Annotated in this window: 24 protein-coding genes; 12 read left to right on the top strand and 12 right to left on the bottom strand. The window is 43.2% G+C overall.

All coding sequences use genetic code 11. The features are described from left to right. Positions 1–25 precede the first annotated feature (25 nt). The 5 genes from ACFFGT_RS25030 to ACFFGT_RS25010 all read right to left on the bottom strand — a co-directional run bounded on the left by ACFFGT_RS25030 (position 26) and on the right by ACFFGT_RS25010 (position 6110). Positions 26–1192: an aldose epimerase family protein gene (locus tag ACFFGT_RS25030; RefSeq protein ID WP_377025252.1), complete on the bottom strand. Its 1167-nt coding sequence runs from the start codon at positions 1190–1192 to the stop codon at positions 26–28. A gap of 43 nt (positions 1193–1235) precedes the next feature. Next, positions 1236–2288 (bottom strand): UDP-glucose--hexose-1-phosphate uridylyltransferase, encoded by a 1053-nt coding sequence (locus ACFFGT_RS25025; protein ID WP_377025251.1) that lies wholly within the window; start codon positions 2286–2288, stop codon positions 1236–1238. Positions 2289–2590: 302 nt separating this feature from the next. After that, positions 2591–3460, bottom strand: a complete 870-nt coding sequence (locus tag ACFFGT_RS25020; protein WP_377025250.1) for an HAD-IIA family hydrolase — start codon at positions 3458–3460, stop codon at positions 2591–2593. A 52-nt stretch (positions 3461–3512) separates the two neighbouring features. Continuing rightward, positions 3513–4550: a hypothetical protein gene (locus ACFFGT_RS25015; RefSeq protein WP_377025249.1), complete on the bottom strand. Its 1038-nt coding sequence runs from the start codon at positions 4548–4550 to the stop codon at positions 3513–3515. 201 nt (positions 4551–4751) lie between these two features. After that, positions 4752–6110: a glutamine synthetase family protein gene (locus ACFFGT_RS25010; protein WP_377025248.1), complete on the bottom strand. Its 1359-nt coding sequence runs from the start codon at positions 6108–6110 to the stop codon at positions 4752–4754. Positions 6111–6226: 116 nt separating this feature from the next. Here ACFFGT_RS25010 and ACFFGT_RS25005 point away from each other — a divergent pair, with 116 nt between their 5' ends. From ACFFGT_RS25005 to ACFFGT_RS24995, 3 genes are all read left to right on the top strand, one after another. Continuing rightward, positions 6227–6649 (top strand): gamma-glutamylcyclotransferase family protein, encoded by a 423-nt coding sequence (locus ACFFGT_RS25005; RefSeq protein WP_377025247.1) that lies wholly within the window; start codon positions 6227–6229, stop codon positions 6647–6649. A 27-nt stretch (positions 6650–6676) separates the two neighbouring features. Further along, positions 6677–7261 carry a Crp/Fnr family transcriptional regulator gene (locus ACFFGT_RS25000; protein ID WP_377025246.1) on the top strand — a complete coding sequence of 195 codons (585 nt, stop codon included), beginning with the start codon at positions 6677–6679 and terminating at the stop codon, positions 7259–7261. A 73-nt stretch (positions 7262–7334) separates the two neighbouring features. Beyond that, positions 7335–8306, top strand: a complete 972-nt coding sequence (locus ACFFGT_RS24995; protein ID WP_377025245.1) for a quinone oxidoreductase family protein — start codon at positions 7335–7337, stop codon at positions 8304–8306. A gap of 67 nt (positions 8307–8373) precedes the next feature. Here the strand turns inward: ACFFGT_RS24995 and ACFFGT_RS24990 are convergent, their stop codons facing one another. From ACFFGT_RS24990 to ACFFGT_RS24980, 3 genes are all read right to left on the bottom strand, one after another. Next, entirely contained in the window at positions 8374–9384 is a 1011-nt protein-coding gene (locus ACFFGT_RS24990; protein ID WP_377025244.1) for a glutamine synthetase beta-grasp domain-containing protein, read from the bottom strand. A 333-nt stretch (positions 9385–9717) separates the two neighbouring features. After that, positions 9718–11196, bottom strand: coding sequence for an ATP-binding protein (locus ACFFGT_RS24985; protein ID WP_377025243.1), 1479 nt, complete (start codon positions 11194–11196; stop codon positions 9718–9720). A 56-nt stretch (positions 11197–11252) separates the two neighbouring features. Then, positions 11253–11978 carry an RluA family pseudouridine synthase gene (locus ACFFGT_RS24980; protein ID WP_377025242.1) on the bottom strand — a complete coding sequence of 242 codons (726 nt, stop codon included), beginning with the start codon at positions 11976–11978 and terminating at the stop codon, positions 11253–11255. A 276-nt stretch (positions 11979–12254) separates the two neighbouring features. On the opposite strand from ACFFGT_RS24980, the gene ACFFGT_RS24975 reads away from it, so the two are divergent. Then, positions 12255–12698 (top strand): KTSC domain-containing protein, encoded by a 444-nt coding sequence (locus ACFFGT_RS24975; protein ID WP_377025241.1) that lies wholly within the window; start codon positions 12255–12257, stop codon positions 12696–12698. A gap of 10 nt (positions 12699–12708) precedes the next feature. Here the strand turns inward: ACFFGT_RS24975 and ACFFGT_RS24970 are convergent, their stop codons facing one another. Next, complete coding sequence (locus ACFFGT_RS24970) at positions 12709–13299, bottom strand: nucleotidyltransferase family protein (RefSeq protein WP_377025240.1); 591 nt, start codon at positions 13297–13299, stop codon at positions 12709–12711. 441 nt (positions 13300–13740) lie between these two features. Between ACFFGT_RS24970 and moaA the strand changes: the two genes are divergently transcribed. The 5 genes from moaA to ACFFGT_RS24945 all read left to right on the top strand — a co-directional run bounded on the left by moaA (position 13741) and on the right by ACFFGT_RS24945 (position 18749). Continuing rightward, on the top strand, positions 13741–14730 hold the full coding sequence (moaA, locus tag ACFFGT_RS24965; protein ID WP_377025239.1) for a GTP 3',8-cyclase MoaA: 990 nt from the start codon (positions 13741–13743) through the stop codon (positions 14728–14730). A gap of 21 nt (positions 14731–14751) precedes the next feature. Then, positions 14752–15957 (top strand): molybdopterin molybdotransferase MoeA, encoded by a 1206-nt coding sequence (locus ACFFGT_RS24960; RefSeq protein WP_377025238.1) that lies wholly within the window; start codon positions 14752–14754, stop codon positions 15955–15957. 96 nt (positions 15958–16053) lie between these two features. Continuing rightward, positions 16054–16524 (top strand): cyclic pyranopterin monophosphate synthase MoaC, encoded by a 471-nt coding sequence (gene moaC, locus ACFFGT_RS24955; protein ID WP_377025237.1) that lies wholly within the window; start codon positions 16054–16056, stop codon positions 16522–16524. Next, positions 16505–17698, top strand: coding sequence for an NTP transferase domain-containing protein (locus ACFFGT_RS24950; protein WP_377025236.1), 1194 nt, complete (start codon positions 16505–16507; stop codon positions 17696–17698). Before moaC ends, ACFFGT_RS24950 begins: the two co-directional genes overlap by 20 nt. Continuing rightward, positions 17691–18749 (top strand): ThiF family adenylyltransferase, encoded by a 1059-nt coding sequence (locus tag ACFFGT_RS24945; protein ID WP_377025235.1) that lies wholly within the window; start codon positions 17691–17693, stop codon positions 18747–18749. The genes ACFFGT_RS24950 and ACFFGT_RS24945 overlap by 8 nt, the downstream gene beginning before the upstream one ends. A gap of 178 nt (positions 18750–18927) precedes the next feature. On the opposite strand, the gene ACFFGT_RS24940 is transcribed toward ACFFGT_RS24945, so the two are convergent. From ACFFGT_RS24940 to ACFFGT_RS24930, 3 genes are all read right to left on the bottom strand, one after another. Continuing rightward, complete coding sequence (locus tag ACFFGT_RS24940) at positions 18928–19347, bottom strand: molybdenum cofactor biosynthesis protein MoaE (protein WP_377025234.1); 420 nt, start codon at positions 19345–19347, stop codon at positions 18928–18930. An 11-nt stretch (positions 19348–19358) separates the two neighbouring features. Continuing rightward, entirely contained in the window at positions 19359–19790 is a 432-nt protein-coding gene (locus tag ACFFGT_RS24935) for a GNAT family N-acetyltransferase (RefSeq protein WP_377025233.1), read from the bottom strand. Between the two features lie 104 nt (positions 19791–19894). Beyond that, a complete protein-coding gene (locus ACFFGT_RS24930; RefSeq protein WP_377025232.1) occupies positions 19895–20137 on the bottom strand; it encodes a MoaD/ThiS family protein in 243 nt (80 codons plus the stop codon). 270 nt (positions 20138–20407) lie between these two features. On the opposite strand from ACFFGT_RS24930, the gene fdhD reads away from it, so the two are divergent. From fdhD to ACFFGT_RS24915, 3 genes are read left to right on the top strand one after another with little or no spacing between them, the layout of a single operon-like run. After that, complete coding sequence (gene fdhD / locus ACFFGT_RS24925) at positions 20408–21292, top strand: formate dehydrogenase accessory sulfurtransferase FdhD (RefSeq protein WP_377025231.1); 885 nt, start codon at positions 20408–20410, stop codon at positions 21290–21292. 15 nt (positions 21293–21307) lie between these two features. Then, entirely contained in the window at positions 21308–21664 is a 357-nt protein-coding gene (locus ACFFGT_RS24920; protein ID WP_377025230.1) for a DUF7009 family protein, read from the top strand. Next, positions 21661–23976, top strand: coding sequence for an FdhF/YdeP family oxidoreductase (locus ACFFGT_RS24915; RefSeq protein WP_377025229.1), 2316 nt, complete (start codon positions 21661–21663; stop codon positions 23974–23976). The genes ACFFGT_RS24920 and ACFFGT_RS24915 overlap by 4 nt, the downstream gene beginning before the upstream one ends. Positions 23977–24016: the final 40 nt, after the last annotated feature.

The raw sequence follows: 24016 nt of genomic DNA, 5'->3' as shown, positions 1-24016 counted from the left end.
ACTCTTGTATAAAAAAGGTATTCGATTATTTAACCACTGAAAATTTATAAACCGATTGGGTTTTATAAGTATCGCCAGGTTTCAACTCGGTTGAAGGGAACTGCGGCTGATTTGGTGAATCAGGGAAATGCTGTGTTTCCATTGCAAATGAAGTACGGAATTCGTCTTTTATACCACGTTTCATCACGTTTTTAGCCTGCATAAAGTTGCCGCTGTAAAACTGTAAACCCGGCTCTTCGGTAAACACTTCCATTTTAATACCGCTTTTATCGCCAATAACTGTTGCTATCGGGGTGCTCAGGTCATGCTTGTTAAGCACAAAGTTATGGTCGTAACCTTTGCCATCTTTTAACTGTATGTTATCCTCGTTAATGCGTTTGCCAATGGTTTCAGGCTTGGTGAAATCAAATGGCGTACCTGCAACTTTTTCAAGCTTTCCGGTAGGGATCAAACCGGCATCAACCGGTAAATAGTTATCAGCATCTATCTGAACCAAATGATCAAGGATGGTGCCGCTGCCCTCGCCATTCAGGTTAAAGAACGCATGGTTGGTAAGGTTAACAATCGTTTTTTTATCGGTTGTAGCCTCATACTGGCATTTAAATGAGTTATCGTCAGTAAGGCTGTAAATCACTTTAACATTGAGGTTGCCAGGGAAACCTTCTTCCATATCTTTTGAAAGATAAGTAAGCTCTACCGTAGCTGAATCAATCATTTTACCATCCCATACCACTTCCTGGAAACCATGTTTACCACCGTGCAGTGTATTAGGCGTGTTGTTTATTGATGATTGATAATCTTTACCATCAACCTTAAAATGACCTTTGGCAATGCGGTTGCCGTAACGGCCAATGGTGGCGCCATAATAACGTTCGGTTGATTTTTCAAAACCTTCCACATCATCAAAACCCAAAACAACATCAGTTAGCTTGCCGGTTTTATCGGGCACTAACAGGCTTACTACACGGCCACCATAGTTGGTGATGGTAGCAATAACACCATTCTTGTTTTTAAGTGTAAATAAATGAGTTTGTTTTCCATCGATTGTTTTTTCGAATGCTGATGCAGTGGTTTTAGTGCTATCCGCCATAGTAGTGTTTTTCTGTGAGGTTGAAGTTTGATTACAAGCAGCCAAATATAGGCTACAGGCAGGTAAAATTGTTAAAGAAATACCTTTAATTAAGTTTCTCATAAATGGCTTGGTTATAGTTTGGTTTAAAAATAGCTTTTTTTCATTACTCCCTCGTTTTATAGTGTACCTCACTTAACCCACGCAGTTTATCTGCCGCAAATTCGGCGGTAATATCACGCTGTGGATTGGCCAGCATCTCGTAGCCTACCATAAACTTTTTAACCGTGGCCGAACGCAATAGTGGCGGATAAAAATGCATATGCCAGTGCCAGTAAGGATGCTCGCCCGAGTTAACCGGCGATTGGTGCATGCCTGCCGAATAAGGGAACGAGGTTTCAAACATGTTATCATACCTGATGGTCAATCTCCGGATGGCATCGGCAAGGGAATGTTTTTCTTCTTCGGTAAAATAGAGGATATTGGTTATATGTCTTTTGCTTACAATCATGGTTTCGTACGGCCAAACCGCCCAAAACGGTACAAGCACAGCAAAATGTTCGTTTTCAAAAACTATGCGGTCCTGCTTTTTAAGTTCAAGGGCGAGATAATCGGCCAGCAAACTTGTACCCTTTTGCTCAAAATGAAGCTTTTGCTGCTGGGTTTCTTTGGCTACTTCAACCGGCAGGCTGTTTTGCGCCCAGATTTGTCCGTGCGGGTGCGGGTTGCTGCAACCCATGATATCACCTTTGTTTTCAAAGATCTGGATGTGCTTGATCCATGGATAGGAAGCCAGGTCTTCAAATTCCGACTGCCATACGTCAACCACTTTGCTGATCTCTTTGGTAGTCATCTGTGGCAGGGTAAGGTCATGCCTTGGCGAAAAGCTGATAACCCGGCAAATACCTTTCTGGCTGTTAGCCACCAGCAGCTCATCTTCATTTAAGCCGCCATCAGGCGTATTAAGTAATAGCGATGAATAATCATTGGTGAAAACAAAACTTCCTTTGTAATCAGGGTTTTCGCTGCCGTCGGCCCTTTTGTTTGTGGGGCACAGGTAACAGGCCGGGTCATACTGAGGGCGGTCGTCGGCTTGTGTGGCCTCAACTTTACCTTGCCACGGGCGTTTTGTACGATGAGGCGATACCAGGATCCAGTCGCCTGTTAAAATGTTTAACCTACTGTGAGGATGCTCTTTCAGATCAAAATTAGTTTCCATTAGTTTAAAATCAGGTAATAATTGGCTTAATACATGTAAGGTAGACAGTTATACCTTAGCGATTTCAAAGTTGGTAAAAATAAATGTAAACCATACATTTAAAATGCTTTTTTCTGAATAAATAGTTATGGTAGAAAGATTGATAGGATTTGTAGAGAAAGGAGGGAAATAAAATTGTCATGTCATTGCGAGAAGCACGAGGGGACCGAGCATGGGAGGCGACGCGGCAATCGCATACTATACAGGGCGGCCCTGCTTCCGTGCGGTTGCCACGCTACGCTCAATGACATGGCAATTAAAGATCAAAATCCTAAGCCACCCAACTCAACAACTGCCGAGTCACAGATGTAAGTTGGTACAATACCTGTAGCGGTAATGCGGTTTTCAGCATCCTTGGCCTGGGTATTGCCTGATAATACCAGTACGGTATCCAAACCAAATTTATTACCACCCAGGATGTCTGTTTGCAGGGTATCACCAACCATTACAATATCCCTTTTGCTGATCGGCCTGCGTTCGCGGAGCAGATCATAGGCAAACATGAACATTTGTGAATCAGGTTTGCCGAAACGGATAAACTCTTTGCCTACAATTTTCTCAATCATACCGGCCAAACCACCTATGGCTATGGAAACATCGTGTTTGGTGAGGGGATAAGCACGGTCGGTATTAGCCACAATAGCGGGTATGGTGCGCTTACGCATCAGGTTAACAGATTTATTGAGGTCGCGTGCCCAGTCAAAACCCTCGTCATCCAAAAATACCAGCGCGTTAACACTGTCAATATTGCTTTCGTTTATTTCGCTGATAGGCAAGGTATGCAAACCCGAACTGTCAATGTAATGAGCAGAATCGGGCGTGCCTAAATAAGCTACAATACCGTCGTTTACCTTCAGATCAAGGTATTCTTTGGTGAGCATGCCCGATGATATGATCCTGTCGGGTGTTATGGCCATTAATCCTTTTGCGGTGTAAGATTCGGCCAGCTGCACAGGGCTCCTTGAAGCATCGTTGGTTACGATATAATATTCCTTGCCTTGTTCTTCCAAATAAGAAAAAGTATTCTCAATACCCGGCAGCAAGCCGCCATAATTTTTTAAAACCCCAAAAGCATCAAAAAAAACAACTTCGTATTTATCAATTATGGATTTAAAGTTGTCTATCCTGGTCATGCTTATCTGTTTTTAGGGCTTTATTATACAATCAGCCCGAAAGATAACTAACCTATTTTAATTTTAAGGCTTCAATGATCTTTTCGGCATCAAAATCCCTGTCGACAGATGGTAAATAAATATCAAATGCTTCTGCCTGTAATTTTTTAGCGTATTGTTCGCTAAAAAAGTGCTTACCATCTTTAATTACATAATTCAGGATAAAAAAACGGTAGGCTTCTTTCAAAAAGCGGATCTCATCGGCCGTTAACGGGTTAACTTTATGGTATTCCTTTAAAAAGATGATGAAACGGTCTTCCATCATGGTATTGATCACGTAGCTGAACACGGTACGGTCGCCTATATCAGATACCACACGGCTGAAGAAGTAAAAATCAAGCAGGCGATAGCTCATCCTGAACCAGTCATAATCCCAGCGCGAGTACAGTTCAAGTGTAGGTGTTACCGAAAAGTTGCCGATATTCCAGTCGATAAATACCGGAATGATCTCGAACGAGCTCATATTGTATTTAGAGCGGTTTTTCAGGAAAGTTTCACAGTGATATTTTAAAAAGTCGGCCTGCATACCGGTACCAAATTGCTTGGGATCGGTTTCGATTTGCTGCAATAGTGTAGAAATATCGGTACGTAAAGTTTTTGACGATTTAGGCAGTACATTTTTAACCCTTGAGCAGGCTTTGTGAAACTTACCAACCTGCTGACCAAGCTTTTTAATGTGGTTTTCGTCCAGGCGGCGCGGCAGGCGCTGTAAAATACGCGTAGGGTTATAAAAAACCACCCAGGCATCAGTTTTACCCTGTTTATGGTGATATATGTAAACGCGGTTGTTTTTTTGTAAAGAACGGGCCAGGAAATTCTCAAAGGGGTAAAGCAGGTTAATTGCCAGTGTTTGGATAATGCGGTGATCCTCCTTAAAATGCTCAAACTTGCCAAAGTACGATAGTTTGGCTATAATGATGTCGTCGTCATCAAACGTAATACGGTATACATGATTGGTTGAAACCATAGCACTGATATCTTCAATATCGCGGATAGTTTTTGACGCGTCATACCCCTCCCAGGCCTTGCGGATAATAAAAGAATAGTCCATTTGTATGTATCTGCCGGCAAAGTTACGCCAATGGCAGCATTAGGTTTATAATTAAGGGTACAAATATATAATATTTGTTTGATGGGGGATTACATAATAAAATGTCATTGCGAGGCACGAAGCAATCGCACGGAAGCATGATCGCCCTGTAGGGTATGCGATTGCCACGTTATGTTCGCAATGACATGAAGAAGAAAACAGTTATATTATCTCAAAATACCTTTTCAATTCCCAGTCTGTTACGCTTTTGGCAAACTGTCGGTATTCCCACAGGCGGGTTTGGGTAAAATGATCAACAAAGCCTTCGCCGAAAAGCTCTTTGGCAATGTCGGAGTTTTGCATGGCTGTGGCGGCGGCGTGCAGGTTTGGCCAGAGTACGCCATTGCGTTTGTCCTGGTAGCCGTTGCCTATTGTTGGTTCAATGTTTAGTTCAAGCTTGTTTTTAATGCCGTACAGGCCGGATGCCAGCGCTGCAGCCATGGCCAGGTACGGGTTGGTATCAGAACCCGGGATGCGGGTTTCCAGGCGGGTGTAGTTTTCGTTGGTATTAATGATGCGGATGGCAGTAGTACGGTTTTCAACACCCCAGGTAATGGTGGTTGGTGCCCAGGCGCCCTCAACCAGGCGTTTATAGCTGTTGATGGTTGGCGCATACATGGGCAGTAAATGAGGCATGCAATACAGCTGACCTGCAAGGTAATGCTTATGCAAATCGCTCATTTTGTATACATCGTTAGCGTCGTAAAACAGATTTTTTGACTGATCTTTAGTCCACAGGCTTTGATGGATATGGCCGCTGCAACCGGGTAGGGTCTCTGTCCATTTAGCCATGAATGATGCTATAATGCCATGTTTATAAGCTATCTCCTTAACAGCGGTTTTAAACAGGGTTGCTTTATCAGCGGCAGCTAAAACCTCGTCATGCAGTATGGCAGCTTCGTATACTCCCGGACCTGTTTCGGTGTGCAGCCCTTCTATCGGTATGTTAAATTTGGTAAGCAGGTTAAACAGATCGAAATAAAAATCGCTGTTTTGAGATGTACGCAATATGGAGTAGCCAAACATGCCCGGTGTAAGCGGTTCAATATTGGTAAACTTTTTATCGGCAAGGGTTTGCGGCGTTTCTTTAAAATTGAACCACTCAAATTCCTGGGCAAATTCGGTATGATAGCCCATAGCATCGCATTCGGCCTTGATCTTTTTGAGCAGGCTTCGTGGACAGGCAGGCAAGTCGTTCCCGTCAGGGTTGCTAAAATCGGCTAAAAAGAAGGGGATATCATCCTGCCATGGTATGTTACGGAGAGTTGACAGGTCAATACGGCAAAGCTTATCGGGATAACCGCTTTGCCAGCCCGTTAACTGTACATTATCATAGCAGGCATCGTTGCTGTCCCAGCCAAAAACCACATCACAAAAGCCATAACCGCTTTGTAACCCATCAATAAATTTTTTAGGGTGGATCACCTTGCCGCGTAAAACGCCATCAATATCAGCAAAGGCGAATTTTATTTTTTGGATGTTATTCTGTTCAATATATGCTTTGATCTGTTCTTCGTTCATGGTATAAAATTATGGCCGGTTAAGGTGCAGCAAGATAGCTATTATGGCTTAAACTATAAAAAATTAGCCTGTGCGTGTATAATACGCAATTGCGTTTACCTTTGTTTGAGCTATTTATGGAAACAACAGGTCAATTTTTATTTGTTTACGGCACACTGCTGCAAGCCGGTAATGAGTTTGCGGAGTATCTTAATAAACATTGCAAATTTATAAGCGATGGTAAAATAAAAGGGCAACTTTATGATATTGGCGAATACCCGGGCGCTGTAATTGATAACACCGAAGAGCGTTACATTTATGGCAGTATTTTTATGATGGATGATCCTGAAACCATATTAAAAGTAATTGACGATTATGAAGGTATCGGCGACTTGTACCGCCACCCACAGGAATATACAAGAGATGAGGTTGCTATTCATACTGATAACGGTATAATAAGCTGCTGGATGTATCTTTATAATTTACCGGTAGCCTCTTACAAGGAGGTTATCACAGGCAATTATGTCCAATACTTAAAAGATGCTACCGCCCCCCAATAATACAACCACATAGCTATTTAATTAACGATGTTTTTCCATTTCAAAGATAAATTCCCACAGTTAAATGCCTATTGGGACAGGTACCTGCAGTTTCAGAAACGGATAGAGGCACCAGCTAAAACTGTGCTGCTTCAGGAAGGTAAAATATCTCAGCATTACATTTTTATAGAGAAAGGCTGTGTAAGGGCATTTTTTAACAGTAATGGCGATGATAAAACCATACAATTCTTTTTTGAAAATGAAGGGCTTACATCTTTCGATAGTTTTATAAATAATGTGCCCAGCCTGTTTACTATCGAAACCATTGAGCCATCGGTTATTTACCTGCTTCCAAAGCAATATGTTATCCAACTGATAGATGAATTAAATAGTGAGCCCAATTTTGCGCATATGATATTGCAAATGTCGGCACGGCGGCAAACGCATTATATCAACGAGTTTATTTCCTTTATCCGCGACACACCCGAACAACGTTATCAACTTCTTTTAACGGAAAGGCCCCATATTGTTCAGCGGATCCCCCAGCACTATATTGCTTCATATTTGGGAGTGAGTAAAGTGCACCTGAGCCGTATAAAAAGCAAACTGGCAAAAGGCAAGCTGCATTTTTAAACTTGATAACATATGTTATCGTCCCGGTGCTGCATACCGGGGTAATTTTGTGTTATTAAAAAAAGAAAATAACATGAAAGCAGCAGTAATGTATCAAAAAGGAGGGTTACCTCAATATACAGATTTTCCTGAACCGGTAGCTCAAGGCCCTGATGAGGTATTGGTTAGTGTAAAAGCAGTAGCCATTAAACATCTTGACAAAAGCAGGGCATCGGGCAAGCACTATTCGAGCGATGCCCCTAATGAAAACGGCCGGGTAATTGGCGGCGATGGCGTTTGCCTGCTTGCAGACGGAACCCGGGTATACGGCATGGGGGTAAGCGGTATGCTGGCTGAAAAAGCGACTATTCACAAAAGCAGGATAGTGAAAATACCTGATGGATTGGATGATGCCGTTGCGGCAGCCTTGCCAAATGCAGTTATCGGCGCAGCTATGGGGCTTAAATTCAAAGCTGATATTAAACCAGGCGATGTAGTGCTCATTAATGGCGCTACAGGTTTTACAGGGCGGGTTGCTGTTCAAATTGCCAAACATTATGGTGCAAAAAAGATAATTGCAACCGGCCGAAACCAGCAATCACTGAATGAGTTGCTATCCCTTGGAGCCGATGAAGTAATTTCAGTGTTGCAGAATGATGAAAGTTTTAAAAAACAGATTACGGCAATACATTCAGAAACTCCTATTGATATTATTGTTGATTACCTGTGGGGCCATACTGCCGAAATGATATTGGCCTGCATAAAAGGCGATGGTTCATTTACCAATAAAATAAGATATGTATCGGTAGGGGGCATGTCGGGAGATTTGATCCAGCTATCGGCGGCCAATTTGAGGAGCGTTGATCTTCAATTAACCGGGTCAGGACTTGGTGCATGGTCAAAAGCACAGGTAGCTGAACTTTTTAGCGGGATTTTGCCTGAAATGTTCGCACTTGCGGCGGCGGGCAAGCTAAAAGTGGAAACCATTAAAGTGAAGTTAGCGGATATTGCTGAACTCTGGGAGTTGGAAGTGGCAAACGGACAGCGCCTTGTGGTAACAATTTAAACAGTATGCAAAAAAAATCCCCCGGTTACAAAACCGGGGGATAAACAATAACTATTTATTCAGGGCATTAAAGCTTAGCTGTTTTTACAGTTTTGATGATAACTGCAGCAACTTTGTATGGATCGGCAGCTGAGTTAGGGCGACGATCTTCCAGGTAACCGCTCCAGTTGTGATCAACGGCATACAGAGGGATACGGATAGAAGCACCACGGTCAGATACACCATAGCTAAAGTCATGGATAGAAGCAGTTTCGTGTTTACCGGTTAAACGCTGATCGTTATCGGCACCATAAACAGCAATACACTCAGCAACTGCAGGGCGGAAAGACTCGCAGATGGCTTCGAAAATAGCTTTGCTGTTTGCAGTACGTAAAGTAGTATTTGAGAAGTTAGCGTGCATACCTGAACCGTTCCAGTCTAATTGACCAAGCGGTTTGCAATGCCAGTTAATAGCAACTCCGTATTTTTCACCAATTCTTTCTAATAAATAACGTGCAACCCAGATCTGGTCACCAGCTTCTTTAGCGCCTTTAGCAAAAATCTGGAACTCCCACTGACCAGCAGCAACCTCAGCGTTGATACCTTCAACGTTTAAGCCTGCTTCTAAACAAGCGTCTAAGTGCTCTTCAACAATTTCGCGGCCGAAAGCGTTTTTAGCGCCTACTGAACAGTAGTATGGGCCTTGTGGAGCTGGATAGCCAGCAGCCGGGAAACCAAGCGGTTTGCTGGTTGATGGATCCCACAGGAAGTATTCCTGCTCAAAACCAAACCAGAAATCATTATCATCATCAGCAATAGTAGCACGACCGTTTGATTCGTGTGGTTTGCCGTCAGCGCTTAATACTTCGCACATTACTAAGTAAGCGCTTTTTCTTTGTGGGTCAGGAACAACAAAAACTGGCTTTAAGATACAATCTGATGAACCACCTGGTGCCTGCTCAGTTGAAGAACCATCAAAGCTCCAGTTATCTAAATCTTCTACTTTACCGCTAAATTCTTTAACGATTTTTGTTTTGCTGCGCAGGCTTTGTGTTGGTTTATAGCCATCAAGCCAAATGTACTCGAGTTTTGTTGCCATTTTTTAATTAATTTGTAAAGTTGGGGTTCTAATTATAGTTTTTGTATTAATCTCAATAATTATTAAGGCGAATTTAAATTATTTTTACAAAATTCATTACAAATGTTAAGAAATTTTGTATTTTTTTTCAATAACAGGTTAATTATAGCTGTAAACACGTAAAAAACAATCTCTAAAACTACATTTTTAACAATTTCATATTTTTAGAAATAAATAGGGGGTGTTTTTTGTCAATAATGCAAATACCTCTGCAGGGTAACCCGGGAAGGCGTTTGCATACAGGTTAACTTGCTCCTGCTGATAGGGGTAAAGAAAAAATACTATTGCCGAGGCTTAGTCGTTCAATTTTTCGGAGATGTTCTTAATAGCTTCATCAAGCCTGGTGGCCGAATCATAAAGATGCTTTTCAACCTGTAAAAACTCCTGTTTTTTGTCCTTGCTTTCGCTCATCAACTCAACAAGACCTAATATATTGGTAAGATGCTTACGTACTTCATGTGAGTTGATAAAGGCAAGCTCGCGTTTTTTGGTATCGTACAATAACTTTTCGTAGTGACGTTTTTGCCTGGCGCTGCGGTATAACAGGGCTATAACAGCAAACATGAAAACCGTAGTAATACTGATAAGGATTAAAATAAGACGTTCGCGCCTGTACTTTTCGGCAGTATCTGTAAACGAGTTTTCAATTTTATCAATTTTTATTTGTGCCGATACGTTGCCCACCTGGGTGGTATTATTCAGGCTTTCTTCTGATTGTTTCAGGGCGAGGTCAAAGTTCACAGCGGCAAGCTTATAGTCGCCACTGTCGCGGGCTATTTTACCCAGCAGTTCATAAAGCTGGTGTTTTATTTCGGGATGATTGGCAGAATATGGCAGTGCAAGCAGTTGGTTGGCTATAGCACTTGCCGAATCTGGCTGCCCGTTCAGGTAAAAAGCATCGGCCAGGTTTTGTTGCTCAAGATCATTGTGAACATACTTTTTGTTGCTTTGAAGCTCTTTGATCTGCGTTATGGCGTTGCTATAGTTATGTTTTAATATAGATATATAATAGGCCGTACGGTATTGGTAAGTGTATAATTTATAGCCCTTGTTGTTTGGCCCCATTAAATCATCATGACATCGTTGCAGTGAGTCAAGGTTTCTTCTCCTGAAAAAATTTTCGGCCTTGTTGTAGCTTATTATTGTATAAAACCTGTCATCCTTGATCTTGTTTTCTTCCTTGATGTGAAATGCCAGGTTGAGATAATATAATGACTGGCTATACAGGTTAAGCTTGTAATACAGATCGGATATGTTAATATTGAGATATACCTGTAATAACGGTTCATTAAGTTTTAAAGCTTGTTTTTGGGCCAGTCCGTAACTATATATAGCGCCAATGGGATTGCCCCGGTCGGTTTGGATAAAAGCAAGATGACTGATGAATGAATAAATCAGAAAATCGGCTTTGTTTTTTGATGCCTGATCAATGGCTTTGATCATGGCAGTTTCTGCTTCGGGCAGTTTCGATAACCGCCTTTGTACGGTGCTTTCAATAAAATATTTTAAAGCCTCCCGGTCATCAACCTGGTATTTATCCAATTTTTCGTAAACTTCCGACTTGCCTTCGGGGATAGTATTTTGCGGGCCCTGTTGAAAACGGAGCTTAATATAATCAACTATCTTCTTGTCCTGCAGGTTTCTGTCTTTTATTTTGATGAAGCTAACAAGGCTGTCTTCAGAAAGATAGATATACGATGAGGCTTCTGAAATGCTTACACCAAACGCAACCAGTAAAATAGAGAGGGAGAACTTTTTAATGAGAGAAGACATCAGGCATAAAAATACGTTGGCATATGTAAATATCAAACATTTTCTACCTTTTAATTTTAAAGGTCAAACTTATCAAGCAACTTTAAAAGTGTTTCAAAGTCCTTGGGATATGGTGCGTGAATGGCAATTTCGGTTTCGGGATTGATACGAAACGTTACTTCATAAGCATGCAGTGCAAAACGCTTCATAATAGGCAGTTCTTCCTGGTCTTTACCTAAATGGTATTTACGTTTTATTTTTGAAAGAAAAACAGGTTCGCCTTTGTACATTTCATCGCCGGCTATAGATGCCCTTTGCGTAGCCAGGTGGATCCTGATCTGGTGCATGCGGCCTGTAACCGGTCGGCATTCAACGAGGGTGTAATGTTTATAATATTTTAACGACTGAAACCAGGTTTCGGCGCGTTTACCTTCCTGCCTGCTGATGGTTACGCTGCCTTTGCCAACATTTAATATAGGCAAATCAACAAGCAGGTTATCAAAAGTATGGGTGCCGTCAATAACAGCATGGTAAACCTTTTTAACCTTGCGTTTTTCAAACTGCATGGAAACCGCCCGGTAAGCTTCAGGGTTTTTGGCAAAGATGAGCGCACCTGATGTTTCCTTATCCAGGCGATGGCAAATCTGCGCATCATCCCAATAAGCCTTGGCCAGCCTGAGCATGCTGATTTCGCTGCTACCTTCGCCGCGTTCATCAAGCGAGCTTATAAAAGGCGGTTTGTTCACAACAATAACGTCATCGTTCTCAAACAGTATCAGGTCGGCAAATTTTGGAAACTTCATAGCCCGCAAAAATACGGTTTATAATTTAAACAGCTATCACCGTATTGTATTCATTAATAGCGTTAAATTAAAACAGCAGATTTGGCAGGGAATTAAGGGCTGAATGTTAACAAAAGTTTTAGCTAATATTTACTTAATATCATCATTTTCAATAAATAAAACTTCCTGTTTTTCTTCGTTAAAAAAGCGTACCTTCGCGCCGTTATTTTCATGATGGTGTTGAGCGCGGTTTTGCCTGTAATCCCTTCATCGACAATAAAAAGAATCCGAATAAAAATGAAAAAAATTGTCGACTACAGGAAACTCCTGAACGTAACTGAAAATGCCGAGCTAACTGAATTGCGTTCGGTTTATAAAAGTATGATGAAAACCTGGCACCCCGACAGGTTTCAGGATGAGAGCAGGATAGAGGCCGAAGAAAAAAGTAAAACCATTATTGAAGCTTACCACTTTTTGGTAAGTATTGCCCCCGAAACCCGTGCCCAAACGCAAGCCGATTATACGGCTACAACAACCTTATCAAATATTGCCGATTTTGAGTACAAGCAACAAGTACTGAAAATTACTTTTTTGGATGGTAATGTGTATGAGTATTTTGATGTTCCAAAAGCAATCTATACCAAATTCATCAATGCCGATTCGCCGGGAAGGTTTGCCCGCAGGCATATTTTTACCGAGTTTGTGTACCGAAGTGTAAGTAAGCTGGTTGCTTCTGCCTAATTGTTTAAGCCTATCCTGCCTGATTAAGTCGTTCTAAATCGGCGGTTGTGTCAATGTCAATAGCTCCCAGAGGGAAAGGAAGTATAAAAACATCATCGGCATTTGCTTCGATGATTTTTTTTGCTCCTTCTGGGCCTTCCAGGCTAAGTAATGCCGGAAAATATTTTATATCAAACAAAGCCGGGGCGCCCAAAACATCACGATAACCGCAGGCAATGATGCCGCAATCATGGGCTTCTTTTTTTTCCATTAGTTGCGATATCAGGAATGAGTCAACAAATGGCTGGTCGCAAAGCATCAGTATAATTGAGGTGATCCCTGGTTCAAGCCTCAGCATTTCCGCTACACCAAATTTTATTGATGAACCCATGCCTTCTTGCCAACGGGGATTGTAAGTAACCTCTACAAGCTGATCATCTATATTAGAACGGATCAGCCCCTCATTGGCGCCAAGTACTACAATAACTTTTTCACAATGCAGGCAGGTAAGTGCGGTTTGGATAGCACGTTGTAAAAGGGTTTTACCCTGGTAAATAAGGTTTTGTTTGGGCGAGCCAAAACGGCTTGATGCGCCTGCTGCCAGAATAATGATCCCTGTCATTTTTTATAAACTGTTAACATGAGGTATTAGTATAACTATTTGTTGTAACGCCAGGTTATTCGCCATGTATTACAATTCATATAGCTTCCATTTCTGCGTGTTATGTTTATTCGGGTTCAGGGGGCGCCCTTTTTAATAACTGCTTTCGGACGGATGCTTGCCTTAATACGATAATGATTTAATTAAAGTTTTAGTTATATCTGTTCATTTATAACAATTTGATTTTTTGTGCTTTATGTTCTTGTTATGAACAGAGGATGGGCTATGGAATTTTCTTATTAGTTTACTTTGATATGAAACCGGCCGCTGAATAGGAAACAAAAAATACATTTTGTAAACATACCCCCGCATTGTATTGCTTACTTTTACCCGGGCCATGCTTAAACTTAAAGCTGAAATGGCTGTTAATTGATTAAATTTACCGGATAAAAAAACTATACTTTGTTAACAGATAATCACGGCCGGAAAATCAGCTACATGCGCCTCGCGGTGACAGACAGGTGTAACCTGCGCTGTTTTTACTGCATGCCCGAGGATGGCCTGAACTGGCTTTCGCGCGTCGAGCTCATGACCAGTGAAGAAATGATGCAGATGTGTAGTTTGCTGGTAAAAATGGGGATCGAAAAGATCCGTATTACCGGGGGAGAGCCCTTTGTACGTAAGGATCTTATGCCTTTGCTTACCGGGATTTCCAAACTGGATGGCCTAAAAGAATTGGGCCTGACAACTAATGGTGTGCTGACCGCGCCTTATGTGCCCGAATTGAAAAAGATAGGCGTACAATCCATAAACCTGAGCCTGGATACGCTGGATGCCAACCGCTTTTTTACCATTACCCGCCGCGATGAATTTGCCAATGTAATGGCCGCCCTGGATGCCATGCTGAGCCATGATATGGAAGTAAAGATAAATGCCGTGGTAATGGATGGCAAAAATACGCAGGATATTATCCCGCTGGTTGAACTGGCCAAAGAATTGCCGGTAAGCGTTAGGTTTATTGAAGAAATGCCTTTTAACGGCGACGGCCATGTATACGAGGGATTGCGCTGGGATTACCTCCGCATTTTGGATGAAATAAAAGGCAAATACCCGCAAATAAAAAAGCTGGATGATCCGGCTTACTCTACCGCATATAACTATCAAATACCCGGGCATAAAGGCAGTATTGGTATTATAGCCGCTTATTCGCGTACCTTTTGTGGTACCTGTAACCGTATCCGCATAACGCCGCAGGGTGAGTTGAAAACCTGTTTGTACGATGATGGCGTACTTAATTTAAAAGATTTAATGCGTGGAGGAGCCTCTGATGAGGTATTGCAAAATACCCTGTTAACAGCTTTTAACCACCGGCCGGCAGATGGCTGGGAAGCCGAGCGGGCACGGGTAGCCAAAACCGGGATTCATGAATCAATGGCCACTATTGGCGGATAGTTTTAAAACCCAATATAAAAAATGATAACGGTTGCAGAAGCTGAAAAACAGGTATTGGCACAAACGAAGGATTATGGCACCCAAAGCCTCCCGTTTGAGCAGGCTTTAGGCTATGTGCTGGCTGAAGACCTGAAAGCCGACCGCGACCTGCCTCCCTTTAACCGGGTAACCATGGACGGCATAGCTGTAAAACATGCTGCCATTGAAAATGGTATTCATATTTTCCGCATCAAAGCTACACAGGCTGCAGGTGATGAACCCGTTGAGATCAATGAAGCGGATGAGTGTATCGAGATTATGACAGGGGCTGTGCTGCCTGTTTCGGTTGATACCGTGATCCGTTATGAGGATGTGGAGATTAGTGCAGGGTTGGCAAGTCTGCATACCCAGGATATTAAAAAAGGGCAGAACTTGCATTTGCAGGGTGTGGATAAAAAGCAAAATGATGTTATTGCTCAATCGGGGCAACTGGTGAGCCCGGCTATCATCAGTGTGGCGGCATCGGTTGGTAAAACCCACCTGCTTGTTAAAAAAATGCCCCATGTGGTAATTATTTCGTCGGGCGATGAACTGGTTGATGTGCATGAAACGCCACTTCCATACCAGATCCGTAAGTCAAACAGTTATATGGTAAAGGCTGTTTTAAAACAGCATGGCATTGATGCTGACATTTTGCATATCCCCGATGAGCCTGTTGTTACTAAAGAAAAGATCCTACACTGTTTGCAACACTATGATGTACTGTTGCTGAGCGGTGGTATTTCTATGGGTAAGTTTGATTATATCCCGCAAGCATTGGAGGAGTTAGAGGTTGAAAAGCTGTTTCATAAAGTAGCCCAGCGCCCTGGTAAGCCTTTTTGGTTTGGCAGGCATAACAATGGAGCATTGGTGTTTGCCTTTCCGGGTAACCCGGTAGCAACATTCATGTGCCTGCACCGTTATTTTTTGACATGGCTTAATGCCATACTTGGCTTGCCCGCAAAAGCTGCAACATACGCGGTACTGGGGAAAGACTTTACATTCCTGCCGGCACTACAATACTATTTGCAGGTAAAGCTGCAAAGTAATGAGCAGGGCCAATTAATAGCAATGCCTGTTGAGGGAAATGGTTCGGGCGATTTTGCTAACTTAGCAGATACCGAAGCTTTTTTAGAACTCCCGCTCGAAAGGAATGATTTTAAAGCAGGAGAGGTGTTTAAGGTTTGGAAATTTAACCATGATTTGTAGGATTTTAGGATTGCCCTGATAGAATTAAACCTGATAAAAAGTAAGTATGCAAGCAAATATCCTTAAATCCTTCAATCAAGTAAATCAAGGTTCAAAATGTTAACCCATATAAACAAACAAGGCGATCCGAATATGGTTGATGTAACTGAAAAGCAGGTTACACACCGCACCGCTACTGCGCGTAGCGTGGTTGCTTTACCGGCTGAAGTATTTGAGCTTTTAACGGGTAATGAACTGCAGAGCAAAAAAGGTCCTGTTTTTCAAACAGCTATTATCGCCGGCATTATGGCTGCCAAAAAAACCGGCGACCTGATCCCGCTTTGCCACCCATTGGGTTTGGATAACTGTAACGTAAGTATCCGGATAAATGAACAGCAGGAGGTTGAGGTTGATTGTACCGCAAGCATCACCGCAAAAACAGGTGTGGAGATGGAAGCATTGGTAGGGGCCTCCATAGCGGCGCTTACTATTTATGACATGTGCAAGGCCATGAGCCATGATATAGTGATAAAAGAAACCAAACTGATCTCAAAAACAGGAGGTAAACGTGACTTTAAAAGATCATAACCAGCCATCAGGCACACATCGTAAACATACCAAACTGGCCAGGCCTTCAACGGGCAGTTTTGGCCGTAATGAATGGGCAATTTTGGGCGGTCCCTGTACCGTGATCAAATTACTGGCCGATGATGTGATCAGGGCAATGTCGCCGGTTTATAAATGCGCTTATGTAGATATGTCGCATAATGATGATATTACTTTGCTGCCCGGCAGGCTGGTAAGCGGTGCCTCTGTTGAATATACCGATCAGGTGAACTACCAGCAATTTAATTATCAAAATCCGATATATCCTTACCAGCTTAAGCAACAATTTTCATCTGCCGACCTGGTACTGGTTAACGGCAACCATCAGCAGGCCAATGCCCAGGTAGTGATCATTGACATTAATAAAAAAGCATCGCTGCAAAAAAGGACAGATCAGCTCAATAATGTGCAGCTTTTCCTGCTGGCCGATAATGCAAGCGAAATTCCCGATTTTATAAAGGAGGTCATCCCTCACTGGCAGCAAATTCCTGTTTTAAAGGTAGATGAAGGTGAAAAGATCATCGCCTTTTTTGAAGCAGCATTAAAGCAGGCCAAACCCGTTTTAAACGGTCTGGTATTGGCAGGCGGTAAAAGTACCCGCATGGGTTTTGATAAAGGTGCAGCCAATTGGCATGGCAAGCAGCAACGCTATTATATGGCCGATCTGCTTAAAAGCTTTTGCAGGGAGGTTTACATCTCTGGTCGCCCGGGCCAGCAGCAGGAAATTGACCCGGCCTATCCCGTTATCGAAGATACATTTACAGGCCTGGGGCCTTATGGCGCTATTCTTTCGGCATTTCGTGAACAGCCGAATGCAGCATGGCTGGTTATAGCCTGCGATTTGCCTTTGATGGATGAAAGCACGCTTCGTAATTTGGTAGCCTGGCGAAACAGCTCGTCGATAGCTACAGCTTATCATAGCCCGGTAACCAATTTCCCGGAGCCTTTAATAGCTATATGGGAACCCAAAAGTTATCCGGTACTATTATCGTTTTTAGCGCAGGGCTATTCATGCCCGCGCAAGGTTTTGATCAACAGTGATATCACGTTGTTAAACGCCCCTCAGCAGGAAGCGCTGACTAATGTGAACACACCCGAAGAATTGGAAAAAGTAAAATCAATGATCCAACATAAAATAGTTACAACTAATGAATGAGGATTTTCAAAGATATAACTGCCAGATAGCACTGCCAGGTTTTGGCGAAGAAGCGCAGCAATTATTACAACAAGCCCGTGTGTTGATTGTAGGAGCAGGGGGCTTAGGCTGCCCAGCCGCGCAATACCTTACATCAACAGGGATAGGTATATTAGGTATTGCTGATTTTGACCAGGTATCGGTAAGTAACCTGCACCGCCAGGTATTGTACACCCCTGCCGATGAGGGCAAAAACAAAGCTGAAATAGCATGCACCCGCCTGCAGGCGCAAAACCCAGGGATTAAATTAATCCCGTACACTGCCAAAATAACCTCTGATAACGTGATGGATGTTATCAGTAATTATGACATTGTATTGGATGGTACCGATAATTTTGAAACCCGTTACCTGCTTAATGATGCCTGTGTTTTAGCCGGTAAGCCGCTTGTGTACGGTGCTATTTACCAGTTTGAGGGACAGGTTGCGGTTTGGAACCTAAGCAATCCCAAGGGGGCAAATTCACCCAATTATCGTGACCTGTTCCCGGAGGTAGATGCCACGCAGATCCCTAATTGTACCGAGGGCGGGGTGATCCCTACGCTGGCCGGGATCATTGGCTGCATGCAGGCCAACGAGGTAATTAAATACATCACAAAAACGGGAGAGTTGCTTGCCGGAAAGGTGTTGATCTTTGATGCCCAAAGCATGCAAAGCCGGATCTTTAAAATCGGACCGGTTACCAAAACGCATATCCGCAGGTTAAAAACAACCATTAATATTCCAACCATTAACGCTGATGAACTAAAAAAGCGAATCCTTTTGGATGATACTGTTGAACTCATAGATGTACGCACCTTACAGGAGCGTGAGGCCTATGATATTGGCGGTACCCATATCCCGCTTGATGAGGTAGAAGAATACCTGGCCTACTTTACCAGTCCGAACACAAAAGTGCTTTACTGCTCATCAGGCAAACGAAGTGATGAAGCCGTAAAATTGATCCTCAAAATGATCCCCGAAGCAGATGTGTTTTCGTTGGAAGGTGGGTTAGAAGAGTATAAGGTTGATTAGGAGGTAAGATGTTGGTGACAACACCAACATCGGCGAGGAGACGATATATTTTAATAGCGTCATTGCGAGGTACGAAGCAATCCCAAACATTACAGGGGGACTTGCATAGCCGCTCTGCTAATCGGGGATTGCTTCGTACCTCGCAATGACGCTTTTCTTATTTGTTCTTAAACATCTCCTACGGATGTGCTGCTACCCAAACATCACCATCATCAAAGCTTTCTTTTTTCCAGATAGGAACAGTTTGTTTAAGCGTGTCGATGATATACCGGCAGGCATCAAAGGCTGCATCACGGTGTGCTGCTGATACCGCTATAATAACAGGCACCTCGCCAACCTGCAGTAGGCCTGTACGGTGGTGGATAAGTATTTTTTGAATAGGCCAGCGTTCAAAGGCTTGCCCGACAATCTTGTTCATCTCGCTGATGGCCATAGGCTCATAAGCTTCAAAATCAAGTTTTAAAACTTTTTTGCCTTTGGTTGCATTGCGTACGGTACCGATGAACACATCTATTCCCCCTGATTCGGGCGACATGATCCAGTCGATACATGATTGGATATCCAGTGTTTGGGCCGATAGAAGGATTTGTGTGTTCAAGGTGTTGTGATTTATAATTGTATCAATGATTTCATGAGGTATTTGGGCGATTCGGAATACCCCTGCCTGTAATAAAAACGGTGCGCATCAACCCGGCGCGAGTGGCAATGTACCTCTATCCGGTCGGCATTGCGCTCTTTACCAAGCTCTGTGATATAATCCTCCAGTGCTTTGCCTATACCTTTACCGCGGGTGTTTTCATCAACAGAAAAACAACAGATACGGATAAAATCACCTTTAACCACGAGTTGCGTTAAAAAATCAATGGCGATAAAACCCGCAACCTCACCTTCATCGTCATAAACTAAAACCTGTGAAGAAGGTTGCCCCAGCATCTTTTCAAGGTTCGCCGGTAAAAAATCCTCCGTACCGGGATACCCCAATTGTGTTAACAGGGCTGATATTGCTGAATGATCGTCAAGTGTAGCGCTTCTGATGGCCATTGTTTTATTAAGATGATTGATTATTATATAATGAAATTGGGGCGGTTTTATCTCGCGTTAAAAGCTACTGCAAAACTGCCTACTAATAACAGCAAACTGACCTGCTACCCTCCGCTTACCGGCGGAATGATCGCTACTTCATCACGTTCGTGTATAGTATCACCGGGTAAGGCGTATTCGTTATTAACAGCCAGCATGTACGATGAAAGCTGCTTTAAACGCGGATATTGATGTTCGAGCAGGTATTTTAAATTGGAGATTGTAGCATCGTTGGTCATTTCCAGGCTGATTTCACTACTTCCAAATATCTCCTTGGTCACCCCAAAAGCCAGTATATTGATCTTCATATCTCAAAAATATTCAAATTAGCTTACAAAACGAGCAAAGGATTAAATTTAACAAATTGGGAAATCCTAAAGGCAAGTTTAAGCGTTCACGCATGGCCGTTAATTAACCTTGCGTTCATCTGTGATGAGTGCTTAATATGGGTTTACGTTTGTAACGTAAACTTACAACCTGGCGATACAATCCCCAACCCATGTTAAGCACTCGTTAAAAACGAGCGCAAGTACACAACTCGCCTAAACAAACCCACATCATAAATTGTATATTTGATTATGTCTGCATCATCAGTTATTCATATCCCGGTTGTAAAAGTTAACGCTAACCAAAGCGCAAGGGAAGAGGATAGTATTGCCATTGAAGAACCGCTGGAAATTAAGCTGGAATACGGCCCTGCCGGTCAACGGGAACTGCGTAATATTTCAGTAACCATGCGTACCCCCGGCCATGATGCCGAACTGGCAACCGGTTTTCTCTTTACGGAAGGCATTATTAAAAATGCTGACGAAATAAAATCGGCCAAACACAGCTTTATAGCCTGCGCCGAAAATAAGGAAAATACTATATTGGTAACACTTGAGCATAGTGTACTGCCGCATCTCCAAAACACCGAACGTAATTTTTATACCACCAGTAGCTGCGGTGTATGCGGTAAGGGATCAATCAGTGCCATCCGTACGGTAAGCAGTTTTGCCGCTGAAGCAGGTGATGGCAATATTGTTCATAGCGTTGTACTTAATCAGCTGCCAAAGATATTACGCAGGCATCAGCGGGTGTTTGATGATACCGGAGGGCTGCACGCATCGGCCTTATTTACCCCCTTGGGTGAGCTGTTATTATTGAGGGAAGATGTAGGCCGCCACAACGCTTTAGATAAACTGATAGGCGCTGCCATGATGTATAACTGGTTGCCATTACAGCAAACGGTATTGCTGTTGAGTGGCAGGGCCAGTTTTGAGCTTGTGCAAAAAGCTGCCATGGCGGGCATCAGCATTATAGCGGCAGTAGGCGCACCCTCAAGCCTGGCTGTAGAGCTGGCAAACGAGTTTAATATTACACTGATTGGCTTTTTACGCGATGAGCGCTTTAATATTTATACCGGTGCGCATCGGGTAATTGTGCCCGCTGATGAAGCTGCATTAACAGCGCCATCGGCATAAATTGATCTTATACCAATGAAAATAAGGATAAAAGGTAATTCGCTAAGGTACAGGCTTACTAAAACTGATGTAGCTAAACTGGCCGAAGAAGGTTATATACAGGAAACGGTTGATTTTGGCAGCCAGCAGCTTATTTATGCTTTAAAACTAATTGATAATGAACAGCTTTCGGCAACATACAAGGAAAACGCTATAACGTTGTATGCGCCTAAAACTATGGTTGCCGGTCTTGCTGATGAAGATAAGATTGGTTTTGAAGGCAATCATGGCAGCTTGCATTTACTGGTTGAAAAGGATTTTACCTGTTTGGATGAAGTTGCCGAAGACCAGAGCGATAATTACCCCAATCCCTTAGCAGCTAAAAAGATATGAGCAAGCAAACAGAACAGGAACCGGCAGCTGAAAATCCCGAAGAGCTGCTTAACCTGAAATTAACCAATCCAAAAGAATGGGCGGCGGGCATCCCTGCTGTAGCGGTTGCTATGGTTGATATAATTAAGGAAACTGGTATGGTAAGGGGTGTGGAGGGTTTATTTAAAATGAACCAAAAAGGCGGCTTCGACTGTTCGGGTTGTGCCTGGCCCGATCCTGATGACGACCGCTCACCCATTGCCGAATATTGTGAGAACGGTGCCAAGGCCCTCGCTGAAGAAGCTACTACCAAAAAACTTACCGGGGAATTCTTCGCCGAAAACCCGGTGGCTGAACTGGCTAAACTTAATGACTACGAGATAGGCAAAAAAGGCCGCATAGCCCAGCCGCTTTACCTTGCCAAAGGGGCCACCCATTATACTCCGGTAAGCTGGGATTTTGCCTTCAAAAAAATAGCGGATGAGCTTAATGCTTTGGCATCGCCGGATGAGGCTGCATTTTATACATCAGGTCGTACCAGTAACGAGGCTTCATTTATGTATCAGTTGTTTGTGCGCGAGTTTGGCACCAATAACATGCCCGATTGCTCCAATATGTGCCACGAAAGTACCAGCGTTGGCCTTGCCGATGCTATTGGTATAGGCAAGGGCACAGTTACACTCAATGATTTTTACGATACCGATGTGATCATCATTATGGGGCAAAACCCCGGTACTAATCACCCCCGCATGCTCAGCGCGCTTGAAAAAGCCAAGCAAAAAGGCTCAAAGATCATCGCGGTAAACCCACTGCACGAAGCCGGGTTGATGGGTTTTAAAAATCCGCAAACGGTAAAAGGAATTTTGGGTATCAAAACGCAACTGGCCGATCTGTATTTACAGGTGAGGATCAACGGCGATATGGCGCTCCTTAAAGCCATGGAAAAGCTGTTGTATAAAGCCGAACTGGAAAACCCCGGCAGCGTTTTTGATCATGATTTTATTAAAAAGAACACCACCGGTTATGTTGCCTTTTTAGCGAGCCTGGAACAATACGAGGTTGATGACCTGGCAAAAGCCGCGGGCTTGACAGTCAATGAGATTGAGCAGGCTGTAGATTTAATCAAAAATGAAAGCCGTATTATCATTTGCTGGGCCATGGGTGTTACCCAGCATAAAAATGGTGTAGCTACCGTGAAGGAAATTGTGAACCTGGCCATGCTTAAAGGTGCCATTGGTAAGCCCGGTGCTGGCTTGTGCCCGGTACGCGGCCATAGCAATGTGCAGGGAAACCGTACCATGATCATCTGGGATAAACCGAAACCCCAGCAGCTGGACAAACTGAAGGAGGTTTTTGGCTTTGAGCCTCCTCGCGGTCATGGGTATGATGTTGTTGAATCCATTAAAGCAATGGACGAAGGCAAGCTGAAAGTGTTTTTTGCAATGGGCGGTAACTTCCTTTCGGCTACGCCCGATACCCTGTTTACGGCGCAGGCCATGCGTAAACTTAAGCTGTCGGTACATGTATCAACCAAATTAAACCGCAGTCATTTGGTACATGGAGAGGAGGCATTGATCCTGCCAACACTATCGCGGAGCGATAAAGACGTCCTAAACGGTGAAGATCAATTCATAAGCTGCGAAAACTCCATGGGTGTTATCCAAATGTCAAAAGGGATGCTGAAACCTGTATCTGAGCATCTCATGAATGAAAATCAGATTGTTTGTAACCTTGCCAAAGCAACCTTAGGCAGCCGTTCGGTGATCGATTGGGATAAATACGCCAAAAGCTATGATGCGGTGCGCGATGTGATAGCTAAAGTAATCCCCGGTTTTGAAGATTATAATCAGAAAGTGCGTTTGCCCGGCGGTTTTTACCTGCCCAACGCTGCCCGTGAGGGTAAATTTATCACTGAAAAAAATGGCAGCGTTGTGCCTTTCAATATAGCCCCATTACCCAAACATGAGCTGGCGGCCGGCGAATATCATATGACAACCATCCGCAGTCACGATCAGTTCAACACCACCATCTACGGCCTTAATGATCGTTACCGGGGTATTCACAATGAGCGCCGGGTAATATTGATGAACGAAAACGATATGAAAAAAGCCGGTTTTAAGGCCGAAGAAAAGGTTGACCTGTTTAATTATGATGATGGTGTGGAACGGGCAGCAAGGCTATTTGTAGTAGTGCCTTATAATATCCCCGAAGGGAATACGGCTACCTATTACCCCGAGGCCAATGTGCTGGTCCCCATCAACAGCGTTGCCGAACAAAGCAATACACCAACATCAAAACTGGTTAATATCAAGATAAGGAAACACCTGGCTTAGCAATCTTATCTTAAATACAATGCGTTTAAAACAAAAACAC

It is taken from the genome of Mucilaginibacter angelicae, from assembly GCF_042434235.1.
In the GTDB taxonomy this organism is placed as follows: domain Bacteria; phylum Bacteroidota; class Bacteroidia; order Sphingobacteriales; family Sphingobacteriaceae; genus Mucilaginibacter; species Mucilaginibacter angelicae.
The sequence above is the reverse complement of the archived record's forward strand: the minus strand, read 5'-3'. Positions and strand labels throughout refer to the sequence as shown.

Excerpts from the sequence above, each read along its gene's own strand:
- ACFFGT_RS25030 (WP_377025252.1), bottom strand. The coding sequence starts at position 1,192 with ATGAGAAACTTAATTAAAGGTATTTCTTTAACAATTTTACCTGCCTGT.
- ACFFGT_RS25025 (WP_377025251.1), bottom strand. The coding sequence starts at position 2,288 with ATGGAAACTAATTTTGATCTGAAAGAGCATCCTCACAGTAGGTTAAAC.
- ACFFGT_RS25020 (WP_377025250.1), bottom strand. The coding sequence starts at position 3,460 with ATGACCAGGATAGACAACTTTAAATCCATAATTGATAAATACGAAGTT.
- ACFFGT_RS25015 (WP_377025249.1), bottom strand. The coding sequence starts at position 4,550 with ATGGACTATTCTTTTATTATCCGCAAGGCCTGGGAGGGGTATGACGCG.
- ACFFGT_RS25010 (WP_377025248.1), bottom strand. The coding sequence starts at position 6,110 with ATGAACGAAGAACAGATCAAAGCATATATTGAACAGAATAACATCCAA.
- ACFFGT_RS25005 (WP_377025247.1), top strand. The coding sequence starts at position 6,227 with ATGGAAACAACAGGTCAATTTTTATTTGTTTACGGCACACTGCTGCAA.
- ACFFGT_RS25000 (WP_377025246.1), top strand. The coding sequence starts at position 6,677 with ATGTTTTTCCATTTCAAAGATAAATTCCCACAGTTAAATGCCTATTGG.
- ACFFGT_RS24995 (WP_377025245.1), top strand. The coding sequence starts at position 7,335 with ATGAAAGCAGCAGTAATGTATCAAAAAGGAGGGTTACCTCAATATACA.
- ACFFGT_RS24990 (WP_377025244.1), bottom strand. The coding sequence starts at position 9,384 with ATGGCAACAAAACTCGAGTACATTTGGCTTGATGGCTATAAACCAACA.
- ACFFGT_RS24985 (WP_377025243.1), bottom strand. The coding sequence starts at position 11,196 with ATGTCTTCTCTCATTAAAAAGTTCTCCCTCTCTATTTTACTGGTTGCG.
- ACFFGT_RS24980 (WP_377025242.1), bottom strand. The coding sequence starts at position 11,978 with ATGAAGTTTCCAAAATTTGCCGACCTGATACTGTTTGAGAACGATGAC.
- ACFFGT_RS24975 (WP_377025241.1), top strand. The coding sequence starts at position 12,255 with ATGAAAAAAATTGTCGACTACAGGAAACTCCTGAACGTAACTGAAAAT.
- ACFFGT_RS24970 (WP_377025240.1), bottom strand. The coding sequence starts at position 13,299 with ATGACAGGGATCATTATTCTGGCAGCAGGCGCATCAAGCCGTTTTGGC.
- ACFFGT_RS24960 (WP_377025238.1), top strand. The coding sequence starts at position 14,752 with ATGATAACGGTTGCAGAAGCTGAAAAACAGGTATTGGCACAAACGAAG.
- moaC (WP_377025237.1), top strand. The coding sequence starts at position 16,054 with ATGTTAACCCATATAAACAAACAAGGCGATCCGAATATGGTTGATGTA.
- ACFFGT_RS24945 (WP_377025235.1), top strand. The coding sequence starts at position 17,691 with ATGAATGAGGATTTTCAAAGATATAACTGCCAGATAGCACTGCCAGGT.
- ACFFGT_RS24935 (WP_377025233.1), bottom strand. The coding sequence starts at position 19,790 with ATGGCCATCAGAAGCGCTACACTTGACGATCATTCAGCAATATCAGCC.
- ACFFGT_RS24930 (WP_377025232.1), bottom strand. The coding sequence starts at position 20,137 with ATGAAGATCAATATACTGGCTTTTGGGGTGACCAAGGAGATATTTGGA.
- fdhD (WP_377025231.1), top strand. The coding sequence starts at position 20,408 with ATGTCTGCATCATCAGTTATTCATATCCCGGTTGTAAAAGTTAACGCT.
- ACFFGT_RS24920 (WP_377025230.1), top strand. The coding sequence starts at position 21,308 with ATGAAAATAAGGATAAAAGGTAATTCGCTAAGGTACAGGCTTACTAAA.
- ACFFGT_RS24915 (WP_377025229.1), top strand. The coding sequence starts at position 21,661 with ATGAGCAAGCAAACAGAACAGGAACCGGCAGCTGAAAATCCCGAAGAG.